Raw genomic sequence first — 25,139 nt, forward strand, 5'->3', positions numbered from 1 at the left:
TTTAAAAATGATTTTCTATCAAATCATTTGCATGCTTCAAAAATTCCTGAATGATATGAAGTTCGTTATCATTTAAGCTTTCAAGATAAGCAAACAACGGGCGGTCACATTCCTGATGATACTGGTTATGAAGCTTATAAGCCATTTCCCCTTTTTCTGTAAGGAAAAGGCAAAAGCGCTTTTTATCCTCGTCATCCTCCTTTTTCTCGAGAAAACCGTGTTCTTCAAGTTTTCGGACAGTTTTTGCTACTACAGCACGTGTTACGTTAAAGTTGCGCGCCATTTCAGAAATAAAGATACCTGGATGATCACCTATCATTTTAATCATGTGGATTTCCCCACGATAGAACTGCATTCCTTCTAAGCCAAAATCTAATACATTTGTCTTTCCATTGGCTATTCGCTCTGTCATCTGTATAAAATCACTAATCACAAGTTTTTGTAACTTTTCCATCTTGGAGACCTCTCGTTCTTTTTAAGTAAAATTCGCCTTGCAACCCTTCAAATACTCCACCGTCATCATCACTATGAATATGTTGAAATCCATGTCTTGTTAAAGTATTTTCAATATCCTTTTTTGTAAGCAGTACATCCAGTCCATCCAAATGGCTAGATAACCAGCCAAGAATACTCTCCGGCGGTTCCTGATAATCCTCGCTGACATTATGGGTAACAACATATAGGTAACCATTTGATGTTAACGCGTTATATAATTTGTTCATCACGGAGTCCAAATGGTCTTTTGCAAAGTCCAGTACGCCTGAGGCAATAATCAGATCATATCCTTTTCCGATATCATCTGCATTAAAGTCTCCTTCTATCACACTTACATGCTCCGAGAGGTTTCTTTCTGACACTAATTCACGTGGCAGCCGCGCTACGTTAGGATGCTCAAAAACAACACTTTTGCAATTCGGAAAGGTAATTGCAAGTTCCATCGCAAGAATCCCTGAGCCTCCTCCGAGGTCAAGTATCTTCTTAGGGGTTTTATTTCCATAAAGACTTGTAACTGCTTGAATCAGAGACTGAACACGCCCTGTATACATTTCAGGAATACTCACCCGTGCAGCCTCATAAAAATCATATACCCCGATCCCTTGATTATTGTTTAGAACGTTTTTGTTAGGGCCGTTTATCAAACGCTCTTCGATATTTTGCAGAGACATCATTTTCTCTCTAAAAAGAATACTCTCGCCCAAATAAGCTGAACTGTTTGGATTTAAAAAATCATTACTCTGCGGCGTATTTCTATAAACTTCGTTACTTTTTTCAAGTAATCCAATGGATGCTAATGCATTTAGCACAAAAGATACATTCCGCTCATTTAAGCCTGATTTCGTTGCAACAGATTTTGGAGCTTCCCAGTTTTCCAGATAAGAGAACAACTTCACCCTTAATGCTGATAAAAGTAGCTCTGTTTCTCGTTTTTGATGAAGCATTTTATAATACAGCTTTTGATTTTCTTTTGATTGATGCATTATTTCACTCCCTTTCGTTGGTTAGCCATTGCTAACTTATTGTATGCCAAGTATACATCCTTTTTAATTGTATGTCAAGCATACAATTAAATTATTGGAAAGCCTTATTTAATAAAATATTCTAGGAAATTCTACATTGATAGAAAAACCTTCTTAGTTGCATCCATATTCCATTCAGATTTTAGAAATAGAAAGTTCAATGAATTATCTTTAAGATTACTTAATGATATTTTTTACAATATCATTCATTATTCATTGGTAGGGAAATGTGGAATTGGCTTCCTTGGTTAGATTTACTCTCAACAAAAACTTTTCCATTATGTGCTTCTATGATGCTTTTTACAATATCCAATCCGTGTTCCTGACTGAATACCGTCTTAGTATCACAAAATTTTTGAATTATTATTCCGTTTAGTCCCGTACCATTAGATAGGATTTTCCGCTGAACCGTAAATGCTTTTTATAGCAGGATTTTCGTTGAGTGCGCGTGTTTTAAGTTCCTTATCATCTACAAAAGTCACTTTACCGCTTAAGTGTAGATTTTCCCTTTTTGTCCACGTTTCGTATCACCTAGATTTTTCAAATCCATATTGTTTATTTCGCCTCTTGAGTTTTTTATTACAGCCCATTTACAGAAAAAGGCTGCATGCAAGCAACATGCGGTCTTTTTCTGTAAATAAATAGCATTGAAACATACTACACATATACATCGAAACATTTCACTTTGCGTTCTAAAATGTCGAACTGCTTATTGGGCAGTTCTCCCTCTGGCAGTATCGACAATGGACGTCTACGAAATTCAAGATTTCTATCATAGCCTGGGTAGTCTCTACGCTCACGACATGCTCTAAATCGCAAGCCTCAGTATCTGCACTTTTTTCATCTACATTAAAAACTTTATTCAAAAAATTTTTAATGACTGAGAACTTATTTACTATTGATTCAGCCTCTAATTTTCCTTTAGTAGTAAGGATAACTCTACGACCGCCACCTCGTTCCACTAGCTCTTTTTTCTGCAAAAGATTAACAGCGACACAAGTACTTGATTTCGCCACATTTAGTTTGTCAGCAATGTCTACTATCCTGACTCCATTGCCGCAATCCAACTCGTAGATGACTTTTAAATAATCCTCGTTGGACTCAGTAAGCTTAATCATACATTTTTCCCCCCTTCTATGTTTTATCTGTCATGTTATAAATTGGGTCATTTTTCTCCATGCCCGGCAATTTCGGCTATCTCTGCAATTTGCGCATCGAGTTCCGCGCCTAGCCCCTCAATATCCGTTCCTAAAAAACCTCTGATAATCATAGAGATTGCTTCCAACTCTTCCATTCCACGGGACATTAAGTACTCTACCTGCTCCGGAGCGATTTTTCCGATACTAGCCTCGTGACTTAAACGGGCATCCGGATGATGGGATTCCACCCCCGGAATCGACTGAACATATCCCTTACCTGCGGTGTCAAGCAACATGCTCGCACAGTCCACATGTCCCTTGCACGGTGCGTTGGCAATAATCAAACCAGATTGGTGCATGATCCCTCCAGTGCATACTCCCCTATGTAAAAGTTCGGCACTAGTGTCCTCCGCGTTCATATATACGTTTCCTCCCGTATCGATGAAAGAGCCAGGCGCACCAAGCACTACGGTCAGATATTTTGCGGAAGCGCCCTTTCCATTCAGATAAGTTTGCGGGTTCATTTTCACCTGCTTGGCTGCCTTTAGTGAAATGTAGTTGCTTTCATAACGTCCGTTCTCCCCCACAATTGTTCCAGTACGCGGAAAGACCATTACCTCTGATCCCCATGAATGAACCATGGTACTGGTAAACTTTGCGTTTTTTCCAATATAATACTCTTCCACCGCAAGGTGATGCCCATCCTTGACGCTGGACTCCGTCATGCACCCTGTAATTAACTCCAATTGTGAATTTTCTTCCAAAATTACAATATTGTGAACTATTTGAGTAAGATTATTGCTTGCCATATACATTGCTGTTTGGCAGGGAAGCATCACCTTCGCATCCTTTTTAACATGTATGAAAAAGCCAATTGGTTTCTGCTCAGCGGCACATTTTTCAGTAATTTCATCAAAATCCCGAGCTACCGCCTTAAAGGAATATTGTTTCTCCAACCATTCATAGCGCTTAAACGCTGCAAAGATGGGCAGCATCTCAAATTCGTCGCTATTATTAAGCGTGTAGATTGGTTGAGACTGACGGTCGCGAACAACCATCGTGGCAGAACGGCTTTCACTACCAATTAGAACGCCTACTTCAGCCAGTGCCTTTTTATCTGCCAGTCCAATCTGTTCAGGCTCAATCGGGCTTTTAGAATCTTCGTTTTGTATGACATCAAAGTTATCGTTTTTATCTTTATTGTTATTTTCATTAATAATATTCATATAGTTTACTGCCCCCCTATACAACGTACACATTCCTCGTAGCCGTATTTGCTGATGGTATCCAGTATAATTGCTGGATTGCCTGAGCAGCCAATACTACCATCTCGCATGACATGGGCTTTATCAATATTGAAAAATTGGAGAATACTTCCACTGTGTGTTATGATAAGTCCGGAATTTCGTTTTGCTTTCCGCTTTTCATCCGGAGAAAATAATTTGTTAATCAGGTCTCCCACTAACGTTAGTGATTCAATATCAACACCAGAATCCGGTTCGTCCATCATAGAAAACGCAGGTGACATTGCTAAAAGCTGCAGTAGTTCCGCACGCTTGATTTCTCCACCAGACAGCCCATCGTTTACATTTCGATCCAGAAAACCTTCCATATTAGCGGTTTGAGCAAGTTCGACCAACTTTTCCTCCGGATTTTCCTCATTGCGCAGTATGTACCGCAGAACGCTTCGTAGCTTTACTCCGTCGATCGTAGATGGTCGCTGCTGGGCGATGGCAATGCCAATCTGAGCCCGTTCGCAGACGTCAAGCTTCGTAATGTCCTGTCCTTTATACAATATCTGTCCCTGTGTCACTGTGTATCCCGAAAACCCCATGATCGTCATCATGAGAGAAGTTTTTCCACTGCCATTCTGTCCCAAAAGCGCATGTACCTCTCCATTCGGAATTGTAAGATTTAAATGGTTCAGCAGATTTTTTCCACCTGCTTGAACACAAAGATCTTTAATTTCCAGTATATTTATGCAATATTTCATTTTGTTTGATCTCTCCTCTCTTTCGCTTCGTCAGGTAAATGTGATGAAACTGGTGTCTCTGTATCGCAAAATGATGGCATCCATCCCCAGCAATAAGAGAAGTATGATTGGAAATAATTTGAAAAGTGTTTTGTAAAAGCTAAGTAAGACTCTTCATCGTACTTTGTCAGCCGTTTGTCTTTTCTGGCTTTCATATTGTTCTCCTTGTATTATAAAGTAATCGTTAATAAACTCCATACTGAGGCTGCCACCATGACGCCAGCGGCAAATCCTCTCATGGCGCGCTGAACGCCATCACTCATGGACTTTTGTTGCTCGTATTTTTCATCTCCTTTCATGCAATTGTTCAGAAGAAATTAATCTGCCGAAAAGATTTATATTTCAAACAGTTAGCATTCGCTAACCTACATTCAAAAAAAATTTGCCTTTGGCAACTGCAAATTCCATCTTTATGCACGTAAAGTTTAATAAATACTTTACTATCTTTACTATCTACAGTATAAACCCAAATATCAGTAAATAAAAATATAATATTATATATGTATTTATAATTGTTAATATATTGATTTGTATAAAAAAAGGCATACCAATTTATTTGATTGGTATGTCCTTCTGCTCTAATTAAACTGTGGCATTAAAATATAGCGTTATATATTCACGGAAATTTCTTGCCGCTTTTGAAAAATATCGTTGCTCTTTCCATGCAAGTCGTAGAATATTCTTAAAGTCAATCCCATCGATCTTAAGCAAAACAACAGACAACTCCTTTTTCTCATCCTCAGAACACGGTAAAAAAGATACACCCAGCCCTGCTTCGACCAAATTAATAACCGCCGTGAACTCACTGCACTCACAGATGATATTTGGCACAAATCCATTCTTCTTGCAAAGTTCATCACAGAATTCCTGTTGGCTATAATTAGCTTTTAATCCAATAAAAGCTTCGTCTTTCAAATTCTGAAAAGAAACTGTTCGGTATTTAGCAAGGGGGTGCGATGGTGGTACTGCTAAATAAATGTCCTCCTCTGCCAATTTCATAGTTGAGATATTAGAATGCTCATCAATCGTATTCATAAAAGCAAAATCAATTTCATCTTTATCCAATAGATTAAGTTTTTCTCTATCATCACCTAACTGTGTAATATGGAAATTTACTTTTGGATGAAGACGTGCAAAGTTGCCTATAAGATTACCGAATTCTTTATTTAAAGATGTAGTTGCAAAAGACACAGCGCCCATTTCACTTCCGGACAGATCGGATATCTCCTGTCGTCCTTCATCAACTTCTTTCAATATTCTATTAGCCCGTTTTAAAAACGTTTTTCCATATTCATTTAAAACTATATTACGTCCTGTCCGATTAAACAAGGGAACTCCCAAGTCCGCCTCCAACTTAGCAATCATGGCACTTAAGGCGGGTTGAGCAATTTGCAACACATCGGCTGCTCTTGTCATATGTTGCATGCTAGCCACAGTTTGAAAATATTTAATTTGCAGCAAGTCCATAAAGCACCTCCATATTAATAAATATTTTATTAATATTTCACTCGTATCAATAACTATTTATGTATCATACCGTAACACGGATAATAGAAATTATCAAGCGCATTCAAATATCCAAATGAATTATCCGAGAATACCGTAGAAACATCTTTCAAAAATTCGCTAGTTAATAAATTCCTTTTTTCCAAACCGCCTTCCCACTTTCCACAATCCCACGCTGTCGTTTTGACAGCTTCAAAATTCCCTGCCGTTCCAGTTCAGCCAACGCATTCTCTGTCTCCACAATTTCCCGTTGGAGCGCATCATACTAGCTCTAAATTCATAAGCTTCTTTTTATTAACCGTGATTTTTCTTATATCCCTAATCTCAATATATTCTTGTTGTTTTTATATTTATTTTTTAATTTTGCAAACTGCAATTCAATAATTTAGTAGGTAATAAAAATAAAAAAAGACCAAGTCTATAGGTCTTAATTTGACCTAAGGCTTAGCCTTTAATTTATATCAATTTTTACCACGAGAATATGACCATTATATAAAGTTACTATTTTTTTTCAACAGCAATCCATATTTCGCTTTCATAATCTTGCGAATTCATATCACCATCAGGATACACCTCAAAGTCTACTTCATTTTTAGGTATATAGTCCGATGTTGGGAAAAATTCGGTATAAATTCTATGCCACATATTTTGTATTGCTATTGGCATTGCACCTTTACATTTGAAGATTGCCCAAGTGCTCGATTTAATTTGATTTACTCTAAATCCATCAGGTACTGGATTCCCATTGTATCCCGTTGCAATTGAATATGAAAATTCTTTAGTATTGTCACAATTATCTCCATAGCAAATGCCTAAAATCAGATTATCAAGCTCTGTACCTACACAAAATTCACACAGCTTTTGAATTGTACCATCATTACGTGAGGCGTCCCAAAATAATGGAATTCCCTTCATATTTTCCTCATTTTTTGTACTGAACAGTTTCACTTTTTCAATGACCTTAAATGCTTTCTTTTCTTCAATTCTGTAATTCATCACAGTTCCACCTTCCAAAACTAATTTTACGGTAAGTTTTGAAAATGATTTTAGATTCTTACCACAGGATTTTGCTTTTGATGGTGTAACGCCATGAAATTTGCTGAATGCTCTTCCAAAACTTTCAGAACTGTCATAGCCATACTTTATTGCAACATCAATAACTTTACCGTTAGAGGAAACAAGTTCACTTGCTGCAAGTGTAAGCCGTCTTTCACGGATGTATTCTCCAAGCGTCTGTCCACATAAAATTCCAAATACACGTTGAAAATGATAACTTGATGAATATGCTCTTTTAGCAATTTCATCATAATCAAGATTTTCTGTAATGTTATCTTCAATATAGTCAATCGCTCGTTGTATTCCTGTAATCCAATCCAATCATTTCACGCCCTTTCCGTATGAGTTAATTATATGAGAAGTGCAACTTTCTTTCGTGACTTTTTGTGCTGTTAGATGTAGGAATAAAAAAACACTTTTATTCCCATTTCTAAGCCTCAAAATCAGCCCAAAACTACAACATATTGTGTTTGAATGCTACTTTTTCCATCCGAACCACATTTCGTCATAAGAACCACACATTCCGTATGCCTTGAGCAGGCAATAATGGTGTCGTGAAGAGCTGGTGGTTCCTTGGTGGCACCTATGGCTTTCATATCCTTATATCATAGCACATTATATTTAGTTTTTTTAGCTGTTTCTCCGATGCAGCAGGGCTATGGACTCTACATGCCTTGTGGTGGTGATAATGATGCCGTTGGAAGCTGGTAGCCCCTTGGCGGTGAGGTGCACGTTACTGCGCCTTGATACTTCTTAAGCAGATGAAAAACTACCTTTTCTTATATAATTGCATTTTGACAACCTTAAAGGGCATCTTGAGTAGGTATCGTTGCTTTATTAAAATTGTAAAGCTATACTTTATACAGGATAAGAAAGAAGGTGAAATATTTGAAATTAACGATACATAAAGATCCCAAAGCTTCTGAAACGGAAATCACAATAATTTGTCCTGAAGTCGATGAACGGCTTATAAGACATAATAACGTTCCATCGGAGCATTATCATAGGGAGTTCCGGCACGACTCATACTCTGTGTTATTCCCCACATCTCACAAAAACTTGTGAAATCTTTTAAGTGATATAACGCCAAGTTCATGTAGCTCTTTTTTTACATAGTAGATTTTAAATCTATCTGCAACATTTGAAACAACCTTATACCCACCAGGTATTGTCGAAATTTATTTTGTAGGTATGTTTGGTTTTTGACTGCCTTGTCAATACTTTTATGTAATAATTTTCAGTTTCAATCCACAGCTGAATCGGAGCTGTAATTAAAAGCAAATGAAAATCATGGAGGAAAAATAGATGAAAAAGGCACTTAAGATAACCGGCAAAGTATTACTATGGATTTTGGGGATAATAGTCGGATTAGTGATAATTTCAGCAGTAACACATAACATTCTGAAGCCAATTGAAAAGAACAAATATGAAATCGGTCAGACGATAAATATAGAGGGTCAAGATATGCAGGCTTATGTAACTGGCTCAGGAGAAAAAACAATCGTGTTACTAAGCGGTTTAGGAACTGCATCACCAATTACTGATTTTATGCCTTTAGCGGAAAGATTAAGTGAAGATTATAAAGTTGTAATTCTTGAATATTTTGGGTACGGCTTTAGTGACACGACAAAGAAGGAGCGTTCCAATGAAAATATTGTAAATGAAATAAGAGAAGCACTGAAAGAACTAGAAATTAGTGGACCATATATATTGATGCCTCACTCGATATCAGGCGTATATTCGTTGTACTATGCAATAAATTATCCAAATGAAGTGGAAGCAATTATTGGAATTGACGAATCTAGACCTAACCAAACAAAAACCAATAAATATGAAAATATGTCGCCAAGTTTAGCGCTACTTAACACTCTGGGAATCATAAGGGATATTACATTTCTATTACCAAATGTTGATGATGGTATGAATGAAAATAATTTTTACTCTGCTGAACAAGTTAAATTTAAAAAAATTGCAACAGCTTGGAATAGTGTAAATACCTCTGTAATAAATGAAATGAATATGGTGAATACAAACACAAAAGAATTATATGACATGAAATATCCAAATGATTTACCTGTGCTTTCATTTTTAGCAAAAGATACTGTGGACACAGATAATGAGTGGCTATCCCTTCATGAAGAAGTAATATCAAATTCTACGATACAAAAGATTGAAACGCTTCGTGGTGGGCATTATTTACATTGGACAAATGCTGATAAAATTGCCGAAATTACAAAAGAGTTTATTTCCACACGTTTAAAATAGTTTCACAAATGAAATTATATACTATAATCACTTCCCAACTATAGGTTGAGTTCCTTGATTCAACCTATAGTACTTGCTCCATTTCTTATTGAAGCGGCAAATGAAGATCTGAAAAATGAAGGTGATGGCGATGCAGTAGCCTTTCTAACTATTTTGGGAATCTATGGGGAGATGATATTCCCTGCATATATTGCTTGGCAAATGATAGTATTTAAAAATAATGTCATGAAGACCCACTGGTTCCTCGGTGGAAGGTTATTTTTCTTGAAAACGGGTTCTAACACACTCTTTACTACTTCGTCATTCAATATTCTCAAAGATCTCATATACATACCACCTTTCCACAGTCTCATATGGCAAATTATAATTCAACCTCTAGTTCCTTAATATCAATTGCCTTTCCACCTACACGAACTCTAATGATTTCTCCATCATCCATTTCTACTGATGCCAGAATCTCAGAAGGCATTTCCATAGTATACCCCTGCTCCATCACTATGTTTTTTGCCTGGTCTATACTAAGTCTACCGTGATGAGTCAGATATGAACTTAAAGCGCCATTTGCAGTCCCACAGGCAGACTCTTCCGGAATACCATAGAGCGGAGCCAAATTCCTACAATGCGCTGTTCCACCAAGTGTTTCAAGAGTGAAAAGATGATAACCTATTGTATTGTATTTTCTACTCATCTTAGCCACTTTCACCATATCTGGCACAGTTCTATTTAGAATTTCCAAGCTCCGTATTGGCACCATAATATCACGCATACCCGTTGAAACAATTTGAGGAAAAATATCCTCTGCAAGGTCCTCAATCCTTAAGTTTAGTGAGTCTGCAATCTCAGCTTTATCAACGACTTCATAAAAACAAGGTAGCGCTTGATCCATCATGATTAGATGATCATCCATAACTTCCACATTTAAGACTCCAGCTCTTGTTTCTTGACTATAATTGCCTGGCATAAGTATTCCACGTTCAGCCATTAGGTAAAATGCTCCAACAGTTGCGTGACCGCAAAGATCCACCTCCTCAACGGGTGTAAAAAATCGGACTTTAAAATCTGCGCATTTCGATTTTGTAATGAAGGCTGTTTCTGAAAAGCCTATTTTCTCAGCTAATTTCTGCATTTCATTATCCGTTAGATCGTTTGCATCTAAGACAATTGCAGCAGGGTTTCCACCGCCTTGTGTCTTTGCAAATGAGTTCATTGTAAACACTTTTATGAGCATACTCTTCCTCCTAAAAAACATTTAATTTTACCCTAGGTAATGTTATACTTAATACTATATCGCGAATCTGCGCTCATATAAAGTGCCAGAATTTAAAATTATAATAGTGCCAGAAAGAAGTATAATATGTATGAATTTACATTTCAATTTGACTTAAAAAAAAGCATACCAAAATATCAACAACTCTATCAATACATTAAAGCAGAGATTTCTAATGGGTATCTTGCTGCTGGAACTAAGCTCCCCTCCACTAGAAACCTATGTTCTCACCTTGGAATAAGCCGCAATACCGTTGATACCGCATATGGGCAATTACTGGCTGAAGGCTATTTAGTCAGCAAAAAAAAGAGCGGATACTATGTTTCCGATGATATACGTGCACATATGTTTACTCCAAAAGAAATAAATAGTGCCTTATTAACATCTGTCGAATCGAACGAAACCAATGATTATCCTTCCGTTAGATATGACTTCAAATATGGGCAAATCGATCAAAATAACTTTCCATATTCAATCTGGAAAAAATCTGTTACTCAGTGGCTCACCAGCTCGAAGTCTGACGGACTGAATTATGGTCATCGTCAAGGGGAACTATCACTTAGGCAGGAAATCGCCTCATACATTAGAAATGCACGAGGGGTGAAGTGTACGCCTGAACAAATCATCCTCACGTCCGGAACGCAAATGTCTCTAGACTTAATCTGTAAATTGTTGAAATATGAACACCATTCTGTAGCTGTAGAGAATCCAGGATACATTGGGGCTAGAACTATTTTCTGTGCAAATGGCTATGAGATGGTGCCCATATCCTTGGACTCAGCTGGAATTAACATTAATCAATTAAAAGACAGTTTTATTCGTTTGGCGCTAGTAACCCCTTCTCATCAATTTCCTTCCGGTATGATTATGCCCATTTCAAAGAGATTAGAACTCTTAAAATGGGCTGATGAAAATGATGGCATCATTATTGAAAATGATTATGAGGGTGAATTCAGTTATATCGGAAATCCAATCCCCAGTCTCCAAAGCCATGATGAGAATGGGCGAGTTGTATATCTGTATAATTTTTCAAGTTCTTTGCTTCCTTCTGTAAGAACCAGCTTTTTTGTGTTGCCACCGACTCTATTCGTAAAGTATCAAGAATTATTCACTTCTCTTGAACAAACTGTTCCAATTATTGAACAGAAGGCTATAGAATATTTTATTGCAGAAGGTGCTTGGGAAAAGCACATACGTAAAATGAAAAACATTTATTCAAAAAAATTTGTCATCCTATCTGAAGCAATTCAAAAGTATATGAATGGTCGGGTAGAAATTATAGGAAATAAAGCAGGTCTTCACATTCTCTTGCGGGTTAAAACCCACTATACAGAAAAAGAATTGATTGAAATTGCAAAAAAAGCTGGAATTCGAGTATATCCTACAACTCAATATTGGTTAGGAAATCCGCTTGAAGAATGCCCATTGATTTTACTGGGTTTTGGTGGTATGGATATTAGCGAGTTTAACGAGGCCATTCATCTACTCAGTAATGTATGGTTTAAGTAATCTGACACAACAAGGATTAGAAAAATGATAAAACCCAGTAGAACGGTGCGAGTTCTTCGTTCATAAACGACAAAGCAGTCTGCAAACTGCAGAGTATTGATTAGGGATGGGCGTTCATCGCCGAAATACAGAGCATAAAAAACAGCCTTAACTCTTACCGAATCAAGGCTTTCGTTATCTTCTGTTTTGCTGTTAATACTTTTAATATCATAGTCAAGCAAGCTAAAGCTGTAACGCATGTCTTCAATATGCATTCTGAATTCCACGGATGCTTTTTCAGATATAGCACCACCGTTAAAGGATAATTCCAGTGCTGTGCTGTTATGACTTGCAGTTCCTGAAAGAATTTCAAGGATTAAAGCTATGGTGACAATGATAGGGGAAAGGATTGCCACGATAATCCACCCCACCCCTTTTCTGAGTTTGCCATTCGATAAAACCGCAGCGGCTGCTTTGGCAATTAGAATGGGATCCGCAATAATAATCACCTCCTAAATGCAAAAATCACTCACCATGCAGTGAGTGATTTCATCTTATTATTTACATCGTAAACTCTTGTGTCAGCTTAGGTGCGTTTTCTTGTTCTTGACGTGAAAGTTCTTGTTTCAGCAATAGCTCCATGCTATAGTCGAGGATTTTCCCCTTCCTTTCCGTTAGCATCACCTTATAAAAATCTTTCTGAACCTCTGTAATGGCAGGAATTTCTTCCACCAGCTTATTGAGTACATCCATATCAATACGTCCTGCAATCCTTTTCAGTGCTCGATTACAATCCTCATTTTTCAGTGAGGAAATATAATCAAAGTAAGATATTTTTTTACCATCTTCTAAAATAGCAGATGTGGGAAACACATAAACACGCTGATTGATTTCCTTCTCTTCATTCAACACTTTCTGCATCCCTGTCTGATCCATTTGCGGATACAGGCAGGAACCACAGTCATAAACCGGAGCAATCTCAGCATACTGCTGTTGTTCATCAATTAGGATACCCCAGTTTCCGTTGTGACGGTCAAAGTTTCCTAAGAAGGCATCTGCAACAAACATATCCCAAAAGAAATCCTTTAGCTTTTGCGGTTCCACAAGGGATTGTTCATCAATTGCTTTCATGATAGAAGAGAGTTCTGTGCCATATCCGCTTTGCTCGCTGTCCACGCAGGTGTTTTTGAGATGGGCAAACTCCATCAATTTTTTCCCGTCAGCAGTAAAGTCCTTACAAGCCACTACGATTTTTTCTTTTCCTCTCTTATCCGTATATCTTCCAAGCAGTGTATCCTGTACAGTAAATCCAAGCGTTTCAAAGATATGACAGGCTAAATATTCACTGATACAGCTGTTGGTATAGCTCATCACTTTGCTTTTTGTTGGTACCGGCGGAAACTTCAGCATATAGCTTGTACCGTCATATAGCACATTGATTTTATTTCCGTTGGCACCGCCGTAACCTTTAAATTTATTGACTTGGCAAGTTGTAAAATCAATCATTTTATCACTCCTGTTCTTCTCCATGGAGATATTTTGTTCTCAGATAATTGGCCTGTTCTTCTGAAATGATACCCGACCAGAGGTCTGCATTGATAGATCCATACAGCTCTCCCCACAGACAGTCCATGTAAGATACCTTATCTTTTTCACCTTGCACATAATCATTAATTGCCTTTTGGAGATGGGCAGAGAGGTTCGTTTCCAAGTAGGAACGATCACTGGGTTTTCCGTTTTTCTGACTTTCAGAAGGCTCTACTGTGAGCGCTAATATATCTTCTATGGTCATACCAAGTGCCCCCGACAGCTTCTGAAGGGTTTGAGCATTACAGCGTGTCAGGCTTGTTTTGCCGGAGCAGATATCCGAGAGAGTTGCCCAAGCAATACCGCTTGTTTTTGACAGGCTGTATCTGGACATTCCTTTTTCTTTTAATAATTCATTTATTGTCATTTTAATCACCACTATCATTATATCGGACTTCCGATATATCGTCAATAGCAATTACAACTATGACAAAAACAATTACCACCATTTCATGCCGTCAAAAGATGCCCCTATCCCATTTCCTTATTCATTATCTTCCACCTGCCTTTCCAAACAATTTTTCCTTGTATGTCGGAGCATGAACCACAAGGTTATATCGCTCGTTACCGCATTTATACATATAAAATTTAGAATCCACCGCACATAATCCCTGCCCAGCCGGGAAAGGTCTTTGGTATATGAAACAGCGTGTTAGGGTCTGCGTTTTGCAACACAAGGATACCCTAACACGCTTGCAAAAGCTATACCGAAAGCCGCTAAATATTACGTTGCCTGAGTCTGTGCATTGGAGACGATGAGGCTCTCCACACACTCCTCAATACTCCTGCCGTCAGGGAGAAAATGAAGATTTAAAAATCTGATTTTGTACGACAAAAAAGTTTCCTCGTTTCATCTTGGCTACACACTCCTTTCCAACGAGAGAGAAAGCATAAAAAAATGCCCCTCACTTCTACTAAGGAAAAAGTGAGAGGGTTGGACGGACTGATAAAGTTAAGATTTATTATCTTGATTTTATTCGCTTCTCCGTATACACTTAAGCAAAGATATATCATGGAGGAATACAAATGCTTGATTATATATCTGTGCAGCAGGCAGCAGTTAAATGGAAAATTTCAGAACGCAGAATACAAAAACTCTGCGAAGAAAATAGGATTGATGGGGCAGTTCGCTTTGGTCATGCATGGGCGATACCAAAGGATGCTTCAAAACCTGCAGATGGTAGGCTGAAAGAAAACAGAAAAAAGGAGTGATACAATGAAACGAATTCTTGTGGTAGAAGATGATGTAATGCTGAATTCCGGGTTGTGCTATAACCTCGAACTGGATGAATATAAAGGGATTCCCGCCCATGATGCGGCAGCGGCTTTGGAGAAGGTAACGAATGAGAGCTTTGATCTGGTGATTCTGGATGTGAATCTGCCGGATGTCGATGGCTTTGAACTGTGCAAAAAAATCAAAGCCAAACGGGATATTCCGGTAATATTTCTGACCGCTCGTGATCTGGAAGCCGACGTAATGAAAGGCTTTGATTTAGGCGCAGATGACTACATCACAAAGCCGTTCAATATAAATATTTTTAGAAAAAAAGTGGCCGCTGTTTTGAAGCGGTCGGGAGAGTCGGCAACGCAAAGGCTTTATCTATGCGAAGACCTTGTAATAGACTTCGACAAGCTGACAGCAACCATCAAGAATGAACCGATCGTTTTCACACCCACGGAGTATAAAATTCTGAAAATCTTTACGAGCAATCCCGGTGTACTGCTTACTCGGCAGCTATTGCTGGAAAAGCTGTACGATGTAGATGCAAACTTCGTGGATGAACACACTTTAACCGTCAACATCAATCGTTTAAGAAACAAGATAGAAAACGGGGATAGAAAATACATCAAAACAGTTTACGGTATGGGTTACCTATGGGCAGGTGATAAGGAATGAAAAAGAATTTATCTACAAGAGGAATCTATATCGGAGTCGGTGCTGCTTTTCTTGTCCTTATGGTATGCTTTTATATCATTTTGTTTTACAATACCAAAAACCGGATAATCCTTGGATCGGCTATTATTTTTCCCCTGCTGGTTCTTCTGCTGGGAATTACTTTGATCAGTCTGATAAAAGGAAAGCTGACAGCTTTTTCCGATTCTTTGAATGCCTGTATTGATGACATTGTAAGCGGAAAAGAGGATGTGACCTTTGAGTTAGAATCGGAAACACTGATTGGCAAATTCAACCATAAACTCCAGCGCCTGTACGAGATCATGCAAAATGGAAAAAGACAGGTTCAGGAAGAAAAACAATCCATACAAGAAATGATTTCCGACATTTCCCATCAAGTAAAAACTCCGATGGCAAATCTAAAAATGTATAATTCCACTTTGCTGGAGCGACAGCTTACACCAGAGAAAGCACAAGAGTTTCATGAACGGATGAAATCACAAATTGACAAGCTGGATTTTTTGATGCAGGCAATGGTGAAGATGTCCCGGTTGGAAACAGGTGTGATAACCCTCACCATTTCTCCTGCACCAATTTATGACACCATAGGGCTTGCACTTTCCGGCATTGAACGAACAGCAGATCGAAAAAAAATGGAAGTAACCGTGGACTGTAATCCCGCCATCATTGTACCCCATGATAAAAAGTGGACAGCGGAAGCCTTGTTTAACATTCTGGATAATGCAGTAAAATACACACCATCAGGCGGCAGGTTATCTGTGATGGTGGAGCGTTGGGAGATGGCAACGAAAATTGACATCACTGACACAGGCAGAGGCATTCATGAACAGCATTATGCGCAGATATTCAAACGCTTCTATCGGGAAGATGAGGTACATGAATTCAGCGGCATCGGCGTTGGCCTTTACCTGTGCCGTGAAATCATCTCCAAACAGGGGGGTTACATTCATGTGAAATCCGAAATTGGCAAAGGTTCCACTTTCTCGGTGTTCCTCCCAAATGAAAGGCAGCTTTGAGAGCTGTCTTTTTTCTATGCAGAATGAAATGTCTCAAAACTGTGACAATTGATTTTGTGATGAAACTTTTTGGTGACATTTGCTTTGTACAATAAAGAGGATAAAGTGAAAACAGGAGGATTTACTATGAGCATATTAAAGACTAATGAACTGAAAAAGCAATATGGAACCGATGCAAATCTTGTGAAAGCCTTAGATGGTGTTATCTTGAATGTGGAACCGGGCGAATTTGTGGCAATTGTCGGCACATCCGGAAGCGGCAAGTCCACTCTGCTGCATATGCTCGGTGGACTGGACACCCCTACCTCCGGCAGCGTAGAAGTAGGTGGAAAAGAGCTTTCGAAAATGAATGACGAGCAGCTCACAATTTTCCGGCGCAGAAATATTGGATTCATCTTCCAGAATTATAACCTTGTACCCATTTTGAATGTTTATGAAAATATCGTCCTGCCCATTGAGTTAGATGGCGAAAAGCCCGACAAAATCTTCCTTGATAAAATTGTGAAGATGCTGGGACTGACAGAAAAGCTGAACAACTTACCTAACAACCTCTCCGGAGGCCAGCAGCAGCGTGTTGCAATTGCAAGAGCACTGGCAACCAAACCTGCGATTATTCTTGCGGATGAACCCACTGGGAATCTAGATAGCAAGACCAGTCAGGAAGTGCTTGGACTTCTGAAAATGACAAGCCAGCAATTCAATCAGACCATCGTTATGATTACCCATAACAATGAAATCGCTCAGCTTGCTGACCGTATCGTGCGGATTGAAGATGGACGGATTGTGGCGTAAGGGGGGCGAAACAATGTTTGAGAATAATAACAGAAAAATCGTAAAGAAACTTGCAGTAAAAAACATGAAAGCTAATCGCAATCGCAGCCTGATTATGGTCACCGCAATTTTCTTAACAACGGTTCTGATTTCGTTTATCTTAACGGCCGGATTCAGCTTCTTTACAACCATGCATGAAGCCTCCGAAGCGGCACCGGGGCCGGGCGCAGACGGAGCACTGATCGGCAGCAAAGCTGTCTACGAAAAGGCTGTGCTGCAGGAAGAGGTCGAATGGGCGGACTTTGTAAGAAAATGCAGCACGACATCCTTGCACAATGATGCGTTTGCCGGTGTTCAAACAGAGCTGTTTGCACCAGATAAGGGTTTCTATACCAACAACTATATCACCTTAGCAAAAGGCGACTTTCCGAAAGTGAAGACCCAAATTCTGATTTCCGATACGCTCGCACAAAAGATGGACGTACAAGAGTTACACACAGAGATTCCTTTACAGGTAGTCGTATTGCAGGATGGAAAAGAGCTTGAAACCGAAATCTCTATGGAAGTCTGCGGAATCTATAAAAACCCATTAGCAAATATCAGCAGCGTCTATGAAGAAATTTATACGGCTCAAGGCTTCATTGACACTTATAATCCCGAACTGTCTGAAAATCAGAACTTGATTTATGTTAAGCTCAACAACTTGAATCCTTTTTTGCTAAAAAGCGATGTGTTCAATAAATTGTCTGATCTGAGTGAAGCAGTCAATGCAGATTCTGTTCAAACGAGACATTATATGGAATTTGCTTACTCATTTACACTTGTGCTTCCTTTACTTTTCTTTGTGTTACTAATCATGATGAGCGGATATTTTCTAATCCATAATGTTTTTTCCATCTCTTTGGCATCGGATATCCGATGGTTTGGAATGATGAAAACCATTGGTACATCGAAAAAACAGCTCCAGTCCATGTACATGAAGCAAATACGCTTTTTAGCTTGTATAGGCATTTTTTTAGGAATTCTAGCCGGATATGGCGTAGGCCTGTTATTGGCTCCAGAAGTCATTCGAATGACAGATTACTATCTTTACTACAAGGCACCAAACTTGTGGCTGATACTGTGTTTCACAGTCTTGTTTTCATGGTTTACGGTCTGGATTAGCTGCTCCAGAACACTTCGGAAAGCAGCCTCCTATTCCCCCATTGAAGCAGCCCGTTTTATCCCCCGTCATAAAAATAAAGTATTTACCGTTATTTCATTCGCGTTGAGCGGAATGATTTTCTTGACTGTTTGCAACGTGGCTTTCGGGTATCAGGTCGAGAAGATGGTTGACCGGTATAATCAAGACGAGGCTCAAATTGTTCATATCGCCAGCATGTGGGATTTAAATGAGCCTTATAAGCCCATTTCAAAGGAACTGCCTTCTTCTATAGAAAAGCTACCTTTTGTAGAAAGCTTTGATATTGTATACCGAGCAAAAACCATGCCTGATTTGATAGAAACAGTTTCTCAAAGAATGTATGAGAATTTTTTAGCGGAGGTTAAGCTTGAGGGAAAGCTTAAAGCCGAAATCGATGCAATCGCCCAGGTGCAAGGTGACCGTAACTTTGTTTATTTCTTACCGAACGGAAATACAAAGCTGGGAATCTGTGGTTTACCTGCTCGAAGGCTGGAACAGGAAGCCGCCTATATAAAAGTTCAGGAAGGGCAACTAGATATAGAAAAATTCAAATCGGGCAGCTATATTTTGTATCAGGATGTTGATTATTTGAATGTAACCGATCAGCAGGTCGATCAAAACCAGAAAATTCATGCAGGCGATGTCCTGGATTTATCTTTTTACGATGATGTATCTGGAACATATAAAACAAAGCGATTGACGGTGATGGCCGTTATAATGAAAATGGATAAGTATGGAACGGGCAATATTGCTTACAGCAATATTGTAATGCCGGACACACTTTTCCAATCCATATATCCCAATTATGACGAGCGTATATCAAGTATACAGATCATTTCAAAGGACAGCCTTAACGGACAGCAAATAGAGGAACTCACGGGTTTATTGGAAAAAGAACATAATGTTCAACTTCGTATAGACTCCCGTTATGAGGGCAGAGACTATTATACGCATCGCAAAGCTGCTATTACAATTTTAGGATTTTTCTTGGCGTTGGTGCTGGGTATCATTGGAATATCCAATATGGTGAATACACTAATTACTGATACGCTTGCGCAGAAAAAAACGATACTCATTTTTCAGGCTGTAGGCATGACAAAAAAGCAGCTTTGGAGGTTCCTTTTCAAAAACAGTTTGAGGCTCTGCCTTATATCAGCAGGGATTATGTTGGCGGCAGGAAGCTATCTTTCGGTTACGATGGCATCATCTTCCATGTTTACAGGGTTTAATCCGACTCTCTTTGGGTTAAACTTTTTGCTCCTACTCGTCTTTATGGGGGCGTTGTGTGCCACCATTTCCTCCATTATGACCCGACAGCTAAATAAGAAATCCGTAGTGGAACGGCTAAGAGCATTCGAATAAGTTGTTTTTTATCACAATTATCATCGTTTGATATCAAGCATGGAAAATTCCTCAAATGTGATAAAAGTGCATTCAAAGTTTTACAAACTGTTTCTTCAAATATTACACCATAACAGGTGGCACCCGCCGAATAAAAAAAACGGCGCTCTGGCGGGTCATTCTTCATGCCTGAATATCTAAATCATCCCTCCAAGCCCGTGAAGTTTGGGGGATTTCACGTTCACCACCTCTTGTCCTTCGTTTTCAATCACATTTTGAAAATTTGGAGGACAAGCATATGAAAGAATACACACTAATTGTAAAAAGAAGACGAGTTCCCGTCACCTATGAGGTATATAAAGCCTATTATCAAGAATATGAACACGAGAGATACCTGAAAAACAAAGCTGCCAAGCACGAACACTCTTTGGAGCAATTTATCGAAACTGGCGTATCCATAGAATTTGTCAGCTTGGACAGCATAACTCCTGTTGAGGATGAGGTTCTGAAGACAGAACAGATTGTTTACCTTTACCGCTGCTTGGACAAGCTGAACGCACAGGAACAGCAAATTCCTTTCTGCAGGTGCCGTGGTGGGTGCAATCTGTGGCGCCACTGCTGCACTTGCCAATATTGGGATTTTGGATAATCGTCGACATACCAGTAATGGGGCTGGATTTCTTGAAATGTTTTCTCCCTGCTATAAAGGACAGAGTTTTTATATAGACGAGTCCTCTGTAGCAGATAACAACCTCATTACTGCAGGTTCTGCCGGAGGATTGTTGTGGGCAAAACAAATCATTGAGTATTTAGATGTATTTCAGTCAGAAACACTGGAGGCCTGGTATCTCTATTTTAGCACCAGTAAGCCTGCACATTTCTTTGCCCTGATGCAAACTTTGCCATCTAACAATGAAATTTGATACAGCTTTTCCTTAAGCAGAATGCCATTCGTATAAAAATTGAGGACAGCCTTGCTGATAGTGCAAGACTGTCTTCATATATTTTCACCATCACATCCCGAGTATAGTCCGAGTATCCTTGCAAAAGGACGGTGGACAGATTTCCGTTTTCATATTTCTTACCCTTTCCACTGTTCATAATTTGTGCGTTGAAGCTCTCGCTTTAATATGATAAGCTTATTATAATTTGTGAGGTGATTTGAAATTATGGACGGTATTGTTTTTGATAAAGATTTTACAAACGCATATAGGGATAAATACAACGAACCATGCGACTGCGAACAATGTAAATTATTTTTATCAGAATTCCCCAAAAAATATTCGCTTCTGATAGCGTTCTTATCAGAGTTCGGCGTAGATCCTTTTTATCCACTTGAGATTATGGACCTTGGTATTAAAGATGAATTATTACAGCGAGAATATATGGTTTACTATGCTGTAAAAGGATATTTGCCGGTACCAAAAATGACCACAGCAATAGGTGATGTAAGTGTCACTATGAGGAACGATGACATCGCAAATGAATCCTATGCAAATACCGATATGCAAGTGCCTTTCTTTGTTATTGAACTAAGTGATATATTTTTAAACGATAATAAAGCTGTGTTTACAGAAGCTGTTAATACAGGTAGAGAGATAGAATTCTCTTACAATGGACAGCATTTTTTTGAAAGTAGAAACAGCCATAGTGATTGGTATATCTATTGCGAAGAAACAAAAGAAACACAGAGCTTTCCATATGCACAGGAACTAATTAAAAATACTATCTTACAAGGTAATAATATTAATAATCTTTGGAAGCAAATATCCTTAGATTGTATACTATAAGCGCACCCTTTTGTCACAACTTATTTTAGGCTACACAATAAAATCTATCTAATTACGCAAAAAAGGCACTGTACTATGAACCGACCCCCAAAAGTTAGACCTAGAATCTAATGATTGGAGGTCGGTTTTATTATGCCAAAATACAGTTTTGAATTTAAAAAGCAGGTTGTTGAAGCCTATCTAAAAGGAGAAGGTGGTTATACGTTTCTAGCTGAGAAGTATGGAGTTACGAATAGGCGTCAAGTTTTAAATTGGGTTCATTATTACGAGGAATTCGGTGATGAAGGACTATTTCGTTCTAGAAAAAATGAGAGTTATTCTTTTGAATATAAGCTTCATGTGGTAGAGTTATATTTATCAAGTGAAGTTTCATATCAAGAGCTGGCTCTTTCTGAAGGAATTAACAATAATGCATTAATTGCAAAATAGGTAAATGATTTCAGAACTGCACATACCTCATAATTAATAGTTTACAGCACATCCATTTTTCCTTATTGAATCTCTCATGGTTGAAATAATATTGCATAAACATCATCTAGAGTTTCAAGTTTTTATATATATTAAATCAAAATATTTTTTTAATGTTTCAACCAGATCATAGTCTCCTCCTGTTGAACTCCGGTTTACAGCTAGGCTTAAAAATGCAGATGCAAAACAATACGATAAATCTTCAGTAAAATCATTTAATCTAAAGCGGAACATATGATTTTCATGTTCCATATCAATATAAACTTAATTTTTTGATATTTCTTTATTAAATTTGCAGCACCCTTTACATGAATTTGCTTAACTTTCCAGCATTTATCAAGCCATGTTGTTTCATTTTCTATCTCCTTTAAAATAGTTTCTATATCTTCATCGACTAAAGAAAAATTAAATGTCCTCTTTATAATATTGCAGACTTCACATATTTCATTAATAGTTACATGATCAAACCCATTATTCTTGAAAGTTCAATAGCTTTAATGAAATTGTATGTTTTATATTTTCAATCACATTTATCCCTCCCGTGTATATATGTCATTATCTCCGAAAAATCTACTTCTTTAATATAAATCTATATTTTTTAAATAATATTAATCATTATCGCAGGTTTGACCGTTAATCTATGTGAAAGGAGTCAAAGCAGTGCAAGATAAAGAATTAATTAAACAAATAAAACGCGGACATATCGAATATGCAAATGAGTTGATTGAACGTCACTATTCTGCTATTTTGCGATATTGTGCATGGCATTGTTCTGATTCTGAACGAGCCGAAGATTTAACGCAAGAAACTTTTTTGCGGGTATCCCGGAATTTCAGTCAATATGATCATCGTGGCAAATTTCGAGCCTATTTATATACGATTGCCCACCGACTTTGTATTGACGAATCCAGAAAGCAAAAACTTTATGCACTTGATGAAGACGTAGGGGATTCCAAAGATTACTTTTCGGAAGTAGAAAATCGTTCTGAAATAAATAACTTATTAAAACGCTTATCACCGCCACAGCGTGAAGCGATTATTCTTAGGTTTGCAGAAGGATTGAGTTTTCAGGAAATATCCCAAATAACAGGCGTTCCTATCCGAACCATTCAAAGCCGTGTGAGGTTAGCTTTAGCAATTATGAGAAAGGAGAATCCATGAATAGAAAAAATATCAAAAACGCCCTTAGTAAAGGGCCTGTCCCGAAACGTCTGCTGGAAACACAGCATTTGTGCAAGGTCATTTTGAATGAGCAACAAGTAACCCGGGAAGAAGAACGAACTGGTTTTTGGATTTTTTTAAGCGATATATTTCGCCATTCCGGGTTACGTCTTTGGGGAATGCAGATATTGATTCTAACCGTTGTATGCGCTGGCATCCTATCCGTTCACAATGTGCCTAATGCGATTCCTCTATTTACGCCATTGTTTCTTTTGGCCAGTATTCCTTCACTATTTCAGAATCAAACTTACAATATGTGTGAAATAGAAGCCGCCACAAGAGCCTCTGGTGCACAAATCGTTCTGGCAAAATTAGTTTTGGCCGGGGCTGCAGACTTAATTTGCTTGTCCATTACCTTGGCACTGGCGGCCATTAAAACAGATTTTTCTGCGAATATGTTTCAGTTAATTCTGTATGCGGTTGTCCCTTTTTTAGGATGTATGGTGGCTATGCTTTGGTGTATCCGAACGTGTAAGCGACATGCATTTCAAATCAGCATGATTGTATGTTTTTCTACGAGTATGTTTGCTGGAGGTTTATCCCGATTAGCGCCTAAATTGTACCAACTATCTGCTATTGGATTATGGATAATTGCTTTTGTTATATTTACTTGTTTTTTTGTCAGGGAAATTTATTTTCTGACAGAAGCCAGAAAGGAAGGAAAAATGTATGGATCTATCGCTTAATCGATTGTCAAAACAATTTGGTCCTAAAATCGCTGTTGACGGTATCACCGCTAGCTTATCTCCAGGGATTTATGGCTTATTAGGAGCAAATGGAGCGGGTAAAACCACTTTAATGCGAATGCTATGCGGGATATTGGAACCTTCATCCGGTGAAGTTCTGTTTAACGGACAGAGTATTATGGATATGGGACCTCGATATCGAAACGTTATCGGTTATTTGCCACAGGATTTTGGATATTATCCAGATTATACGGCCCATGAATTTCTGATGTACATTGCGGCACTAAAAGGCATTCCACGTATTGCCGCTGGCAAGCGAGCGAAGGTATTATTAAATATGGTAGATTTAAGCGGTGTAGCTAAAAAGAAAGTAAAAACATTTTCAGGTGGAATGCGCCAGCGCCTTGGGATTGCGCAAGCGCTCTTGAACAACCCTAAAATATTGGTGCTTGATGAGCCAACTGCCGGACTTGACCCCAAGGAACGTGTTCGTTTTCGAAATTTGATAGCCGACTTTGCCAGTGACAAAATTGTTTTGTTATCTACACATATCGTATCGGATATTGAAGCAATTGCAGATAAGGTATTCCTTATGAAAAAAGGAAACTTTTTGCTCCAAGGCACGATACCAGAACTGGTTCAGGAAGCTGAAGGAAAGGTTTGGGAACTAACGGTTTCTCCACAAGAAGCAAGAGAGTGGGAAGATACTGTTACTGTTGCAAATCTACGTCATAGCAATGAGCAGGTTATTCTCCGCATTATTTCTGAGAAACAGCCGTCCCCCTATGCAATGTCTTGCGCAGCCACCTTAGAGGATTTATATCTGTACTATTTTCCAACAGAGGAAGGAGTTAAATAAATGGAACTATTTATATTAGAACATAAAAAGCT

28 protein-coding genes and 1 pseudogene are annotated in these 25,139 nt (G+C 38.4%); 14 read left to right on the forward strand and 15 right to left on the reverse strand.

Translation table 11 applies throughout. The annotated features are described in order from the left end of the window. Position 1: 1 nt before the first annotated feature. From U5921_RS01380 to U5921_RS16165, 11 genes and pseudogenes are all read right to left on the reverse strand, one after another. Entirely contained in the window at positions 2–454 is a 453-nt protein-coding gene (locus U5921_RS01380) for a MarR family transcriptional regulator (protein ID WP_324824751.1), read from the reverse strand. Continuing rightward, positions 426–1,478, reverse strand: coding sequence for a methyltransferase (locus tag U5921_RS01385; RefSeq protein WP_324824752.1), 1,053 nt, complete (start codon positions 1,476–1,478; stop codon positions 426–428). The genes U5921_RS01380 and U5921_RS01385 overlap by 29 nt, the downstream gene beginning before the upstream one ends. 241 nt (positions 1,479–1,719) lie before the next feature. Further along, positions 1,720–1,914, reverse strand: coding sequence for an ATP-binding protein (locus U5921_RS01390; RefSeq protein ID WP_324826026.1), 195 nt, complete (start codon positions 1,912–1,914; stop codon positions 1,720–1,722). A gap of 295 nt (positions 1,915–2,209) precedes the next feature. Next, a complete protein-coding gene (locus tag U5921_RS01395) occupies positions 2,210–2,635 on the reverse strand; it encodes a metal-dependent transcriptional regulator (protein ID WP_324824753.1) in 426 nt (141 codons plus the stop codon). A gap of 47 nt (positions 2,636–2,682) precedes the next feature. Further along, positions 2,683–3,882, reverse strand: a complete 1,200-nt coding sequence (locus tag U5921_RS01400; RefSeq protein WP_324824754.1) for a SufD family Fe-S cluster assembly protein — start codon at positions 3,880–3,882, stop codon at positions 2,683–2,685. Positions 3,883–3,887: 5 nt separating this feature from the next. Continuing rightward, positions 3,888–4,649, reverse strand: a complete 762-nt coding sequence (locus tag U5921_RS01405; RefSeq protein WP_324824755.1) for an ABC transporter ATP-binding protein — start codon at positions 4,647–4,649, stop codon at positions 3,888–3,890. Further along, entirely contained in the window at positions 4,646–4,843 is a 198-nt protein-coding gene (locus U5921_RS01410) for a hypothetical protein (protein ID WP_324824756.1), read from the reverse strand. The genes U5921_RS01405 and U5921_RS01410 overlap by 4 nt, the downstream gene beginning before the upstream one ends. Positions 4,844–5,270: 427 nt before the next feature. Next, the gene (locus U5921_RS01415) at positions 5,271–6,155 is read right to left on the reverse strand and encodes a LysR family transcriptional regulator (protein ID WP_324824757.1); all 885 of its coding nucleotides are present in this window, start codon (positions 6,153–6,155) and stop codon (positions 5,271–5,273) included. A gap of 540 nt (positions 6,156–6,695) precedes the next feature. Beyond that, the gene (locus U5921_RS01420) at positions 6,696–7,571 is read right to left on the reverse strand and encodes an AraC family transcriptional regulator (protein WP_324824758.1); all 876 of its coding nucleotides are present in this window, start codon (positions 7,569–7,571) and stop codon (positions 6,696–6,698) included. A gap of 122 nt (positions 7,572–7,693) precedes the next feature. Beyond that, positions 7,694–7,846, reverse strand: a complete 153-nt coding sequence (locus tag U5921_RS01425; protein WP_324824759.1) for a hypothetical protein — start codon at positions 7,844–7,846, stop codon at positions 7,694–7,696. A 380-nt stretch (positions 7,847–8,226) separates the two neighbouring features. Next, positions 8,227–8,331: pseudogene (locus U5921_RS16165) on the reverse strand (IS3 family transposase); the annotation flags it as partial. A 224-nt stretch (positions 8,332–8,555) separates the two neighbouring features. Between U5921_RS16165 and U5921_RS01430 the strand changes: the two are divergent. Next, entirely contained in the window at positions 8,556–9,515 is a 960-nt protein-coding gene (locus tag U5921_RS01430) for an alpha/beta hydrolase (protein WP_324824760.1), read from the forward strand. A 361-nt stretch (positions 9,516–9,876) separates the two neighbouring features. Here the strand turns inward: U5921_RS01430 and U5921_RS01435 are convergent, their stop codons facing one another. After that, positions 9,877–10,743, reverse strand: coding sequence for a PhzF family phenazine biosynthesis protein (locus U5921_RS01435; protein WP_324824761.1), 867 nt, complete (start codon positions 10,741–10,743; stop codon positions 9,877–9,879). Positions 10,744–10,869: 126 nt separating this feature from the next. Between U5921_RS01435 and U5921_RS01440 the strand changes: the two genes are divergently transcribed. Beyond that, positions 10,870–12,291 carry a PLP-dependent aminotransferase family protein gene (locus U5921_RS01440; protein ID WP_324824762.1) on the forward strand — a complete coding sequence of 474 codons (1,422 nt, stop codon included), beginning with the start codon at positions 10,870–10,872 and terminating at the stop codon, positions 12,289–12,291. Here the strand turns inward: U5921_RS01440 and U5921_RS01445 are convergent. Genes U5921_RS01445 through U5921_RS01455 form a run of 3 tightly spaced genes read right to left on the reverse strand, consistent with a single transcriptional unit; the run spans position 12,261 to position 14,224 of the window. Then, positions 12,261–12,779, reverse strand: a complete 519-nt coding sequence (locus U5921_RS01445) for a hypothetical protein (protein WP_324824763.1) — start codon at positions 12,777–12,779, stop codon at positions 12,261–12,263. The two genes, U5921_RS01440 and U5921_RS01445, sit on opposite strands and share 31 nt — an antisense overlap. Before the next feature lie 52 nt (positions 12,780–12,831). Continuing rightward, entirely contained in the window at positions 12,832–13,776 is a 945-nt protein-coding gene (locus U5921_RS01450) for a HipA domain-containing protein (RefSeq protein WP_324824764.1), read from the reverse strand. 4 nt (positions 13,777–13,780) lie between these two features. Further along, a complete protein-coding gene (locus U5921_RS01455) occupies positions 13,781–14,224 on the reverse strand; it encodes a helix-turn-helix transcriptional regulator (protein WP_324824765.1) in 444 nt (147 codons plus the stop codon). Positions 14,225–14,883: 659 nt separating this feature from the next. On the opposite strand from U5921_RS01455, the gene U5921_RS01460 reads away from it, so the two are divergent. The 12 genes from U5921_RS01460 (at position 14,884) to U5921_RS01515 (ending at position 25,107) form a co-directional block, all read left to right on the forward strand. Beyond that, entirely contained in the window at positions 14,884–15,069 is a 186-nt protein-coding gene (locus U5921_RS01460; RefSeq protein ID WP_324824766.1) for a DNA-binding protein, read from the forward strand. A 4-nt stretch (positions 15,070–15,073) separates the two neighbouring features. Continuing rightward, the gene (locus tag U5921_RS01465) at positions 15,074–15,754 is read left to right on the forward strand and encodes a response regulator transcription factor (protein ID WP_324824767.1); all 681 of its coding nucleotides are present in this window, start codon (positions 15,074–15,076) and stop codon (positions 15,752–15,754) included. Next, the gene (locus U5921_RS01470) at positions 15,751–16,788 is read left to right on the forward strand and encodes a HAMP domain-containing sensor histidine kinase (protein ID WP_324824768.1); all 1,038 of its coding nucleotides are present in this window, start codon (positions 15,751–15,753) and stop codon (positions 16,786–16,788) included. The genes U5921_RS01465 and U5921_RS01470 overlap by 4 nt, the downstream gene beginning before the upstream one ends. 126 nt (positions 16,789–16,914) lie before the next feature. Next, entirely contained in the window at positions 16,915–17,580 is a 666-nt protein-coding gene (locus U5921_RS01475; protein WP_324824769.1) for an ABC transporter ATP-binding protein, read from the forward strand. 13 nt (positions 17,581–17,593) lie between these two features. Continuing rightward, entirely contained in the window at positions 17,594–20,104 is a 2,511-nt protein-coding gene (locus U5921_RS01480) for an ABC transporter permease (protein WP_324824770.1), read from the forward strand. Between the two features lie 277 nt (positions 20,105–20,381). Next, positions 20,382–20,732 (forward strand): hypothetical protein, encoded by a 351-nt coding sequence (locus U5921_RS01485; RefSeq protein WP_324824771.1) that lies wholly within the window; start codon positions 20,382–20,384, stop codon positions 20,730–20,732. Continuing rightward, positions 20,677–21,006, forward strand: a complete 330-nt coding sequence (locus tag U5921_RS01490; RefSeq protein WP_417765026.1) for a DJ-1/PfpI family protein — start codon at positions 20,677–20,679, stop codon at positions 21,004–21,006. The genes U5921_RS01485 and U5921_RS01490 overlap by 56 nt, the downstream gene beginning before the upstream one ends. A gap of 246 nt (positions 21,007–21,252) precedes the next feature. Next, positions 21,253–21,873: a hypothetical protein gene (locus U5921_RS01495; RefSeq protein WP_324824772.1), complete on the forward strand. Its 621-nt coding sequence runs from the start codon at positions 21,253–21,255 to the stop codon at positions 21,871–21,873. Between the two features lie 132 nt (positions 21,874–22,005). Then, positions 22,006–22,302, forward strand: coding sequence for a transposase (locus U5921_RS01500; protein ID WP_324824773.1), 297 nt, complete (start codon positions 22,006–22,008; stop codon positions 22,300–22,302). A gap of 699 nt (positions 22,303–23,001) precedes the next feature. Next, entirely contained in the window at positions 23,002–23,502 is a 501-nt protein-coding gene (locus tag U5921_RS01505) for an RNA polymerase sigma factor (protein ID WP_324824774.1), read from the forward strand. After that, positions 23,499–24,248 (forward strand): hypothetical protein, encoded by a 750-nt coding sequence (locus U5921_RS01510; protein ID WP_324824775.1) that lies wholly within the window; start codon positions 23,499–23,501, stop codon positions 24,246–24,248. The genes U5921_RS01505 and U5921_RS01510 overlap by 4 nt, the downstream gene beginning before the upstream one ends. Beyond that, on the forward strand, positions 24,232–25,107 hold the full coding sequence (locus U5921_RS01515) for an ABC transporter ATP-binding protein (protein WP_324824776.1): 876 nt from the start codon (positions 24,232–24,234) through the stop codon (positions 25,105–25,107). Before U5921_RS01510 ends, U5921_RS01515 begins: the two co-directional genes overlap by 17 nt. Positions 25,108–25,139: the final 32 nt, after the last annotated feature.

It is taken from the genome of Sinanaerobacter sp. ZZT-01 (genome assembly GCF_035621135.1).
Taxonomy (GTDB): domain Bacteria; phylum Bacillota; class Clostridia; order Peptostreptococcales; family Anaerovoracaceae; genus IOR16.

Coding starts and splice junctions, on each gene's coding strand:
- U5921_RS01380 (WP_324824751.1), bottom strand. CDS start 454: ATGGAAAAGTTACAAAAACTTGTGATTAGTGATTTTATACAGATGACA.
- U5921_RS01385 (WP_324824752.1), bottom strand. CDS start 1,478: ATGCATCAATCAAAAGAAAATCAAAAGCTGTATTATAAAATGCTTCAT.
- U5921_RS01395 (WP_324824753.1), bottom strand. CDS start 2,635: ATGATTAAGCTTACTGAGTCCAACGAGGATTATTTAAAAGTCATCTAC.
- U5921_RS01400 (WP_324824754.1), bottom strand. CDS start 3,882: ATGAATATTATTAATGAAAATAACAATAAAGATAAAAACGATAACTTT.
- U5921_RS01405 (WP_324824755.1), bottom strand. CDS start 4,649: ATGAAATATTGCATAAATATACTGGAAATTAAAGATCTTTGTGTTCAA.
- U5921_RS01410 (WP_324824756.1), bottom strand. CDS start 4,843: ATGAAAGCCAGAAAAGACAAACGGCTGACAAAGTACGATGAAGAGTCT.
- U5921_RS01415 (WP_324824757.1), bottom strand. CDS start 6,155: ATGGACTTGCTGCAAATTAAATATTTTCAAACTGTGGCTAGCATGCAA.
- U5921_RS01425 (WP_324824759.1), bottom strand. CDS start 7,846: ATGAAAGCCATAGGTGCCACCAAGGAACCACCAGCTCTTCACGACACC.
- U5921_RS01430 (WP_324824760.1), top strand. CDS start 8,556: ATGAAAAAGGCACTTAAGATAACCGGCAAAGTATTACTATGGATTTTG.
- U5921_RS01435 (WP_324824761.1), bottom strand. CDS start 10,743: ATGCTCATAAAAGTGTTTACAATGAACTCATTTGCAAAGACACAAGGC.
- U5921_RS01440 (WP_324824762.1), top strand. CDS start 10,870: ATGTATGAATTTACATTTCAATTTGACTTAAAAAAAAGCATACCAAAA.
- U5921_RS01450 (WP_324824764.1), bottom strand. CDS start 13,776: ATGATTGATTTTACAACTTGCCAAGTCAATAAATTTAAAGGTTACGGC.
- U5921_RS01455 (WP_324824765.1), bottom strand. CDS start 14,224: ATGACAATAAATGAATTATTAAAAGAAAAAGGAATGTCCAGATACAGC.
- U5921_RS01460 (WP_324824766.1), top strand. CDS start 14,884: ATGCTTGATTATATATCTGTGCAGCAGGCAGCAGTTAAATGGAAAATT.
- U5921_RS01465 (WP_324824767.1), top strand. CDS start 15,074: ATGAAACGAATTCTTGTGGTAGAAGATGATGTAATGCTGAATTCCGGG.
- U5921_RS01470 (WP_324824768.1), top strand. CDS start 15,751: ATGAAAAAGAATTTATCTACAAGAGGAATCTATATCGGAGTCGGTGCT.
- U5921_RS01475 (WP_324824769.1), top strand. CDS start 16,915: ATGAGCATATTAAAGACTAATGAACTGAAAAAGCAATATGGAACCGAT.
- U5921_RS01480 (WP_324824770.1), top strand. CDS start 17,594: ATGTTTGAGAATAATAACAGAAAAATCGTAAAGAAACTTGCAGTAAAA.
- U5921_RS01485 (WP_324824771.1), top strand. CDS start 20,382: ATGAAAGAATACACACTAATTGTAAAAAGAAGACGAGTTCCCGTCACC.
- U5921_RS01495 (WP_324824772.1), top strand. CDS start 21,253: ATGGACGGTATTGTTTTTGATAAAGATTTTACAAACGCATATAGGGAT.
- U5921_RS01500 (WP_324824773.1), top strand. CDS start 22,006: ATGCCAAAATACAGTTTTGAATTTAAAAAGCAGGTTGTTGAAGCCTAT.
- U5921_RS01510 (WP_324824775.1), top strand. CDS start 23,499: ATGAATAGAAAAAATATCAAAAACGCCCTTAGTAAAGGGCCTGTCCCG.
- U5921_RS01515 (WP_324824776.1), top strand. CDS start 24,232: ATGGATCTATCGCTTAATCGATTGTCAAAACAATTTGGTCCTAAAATC.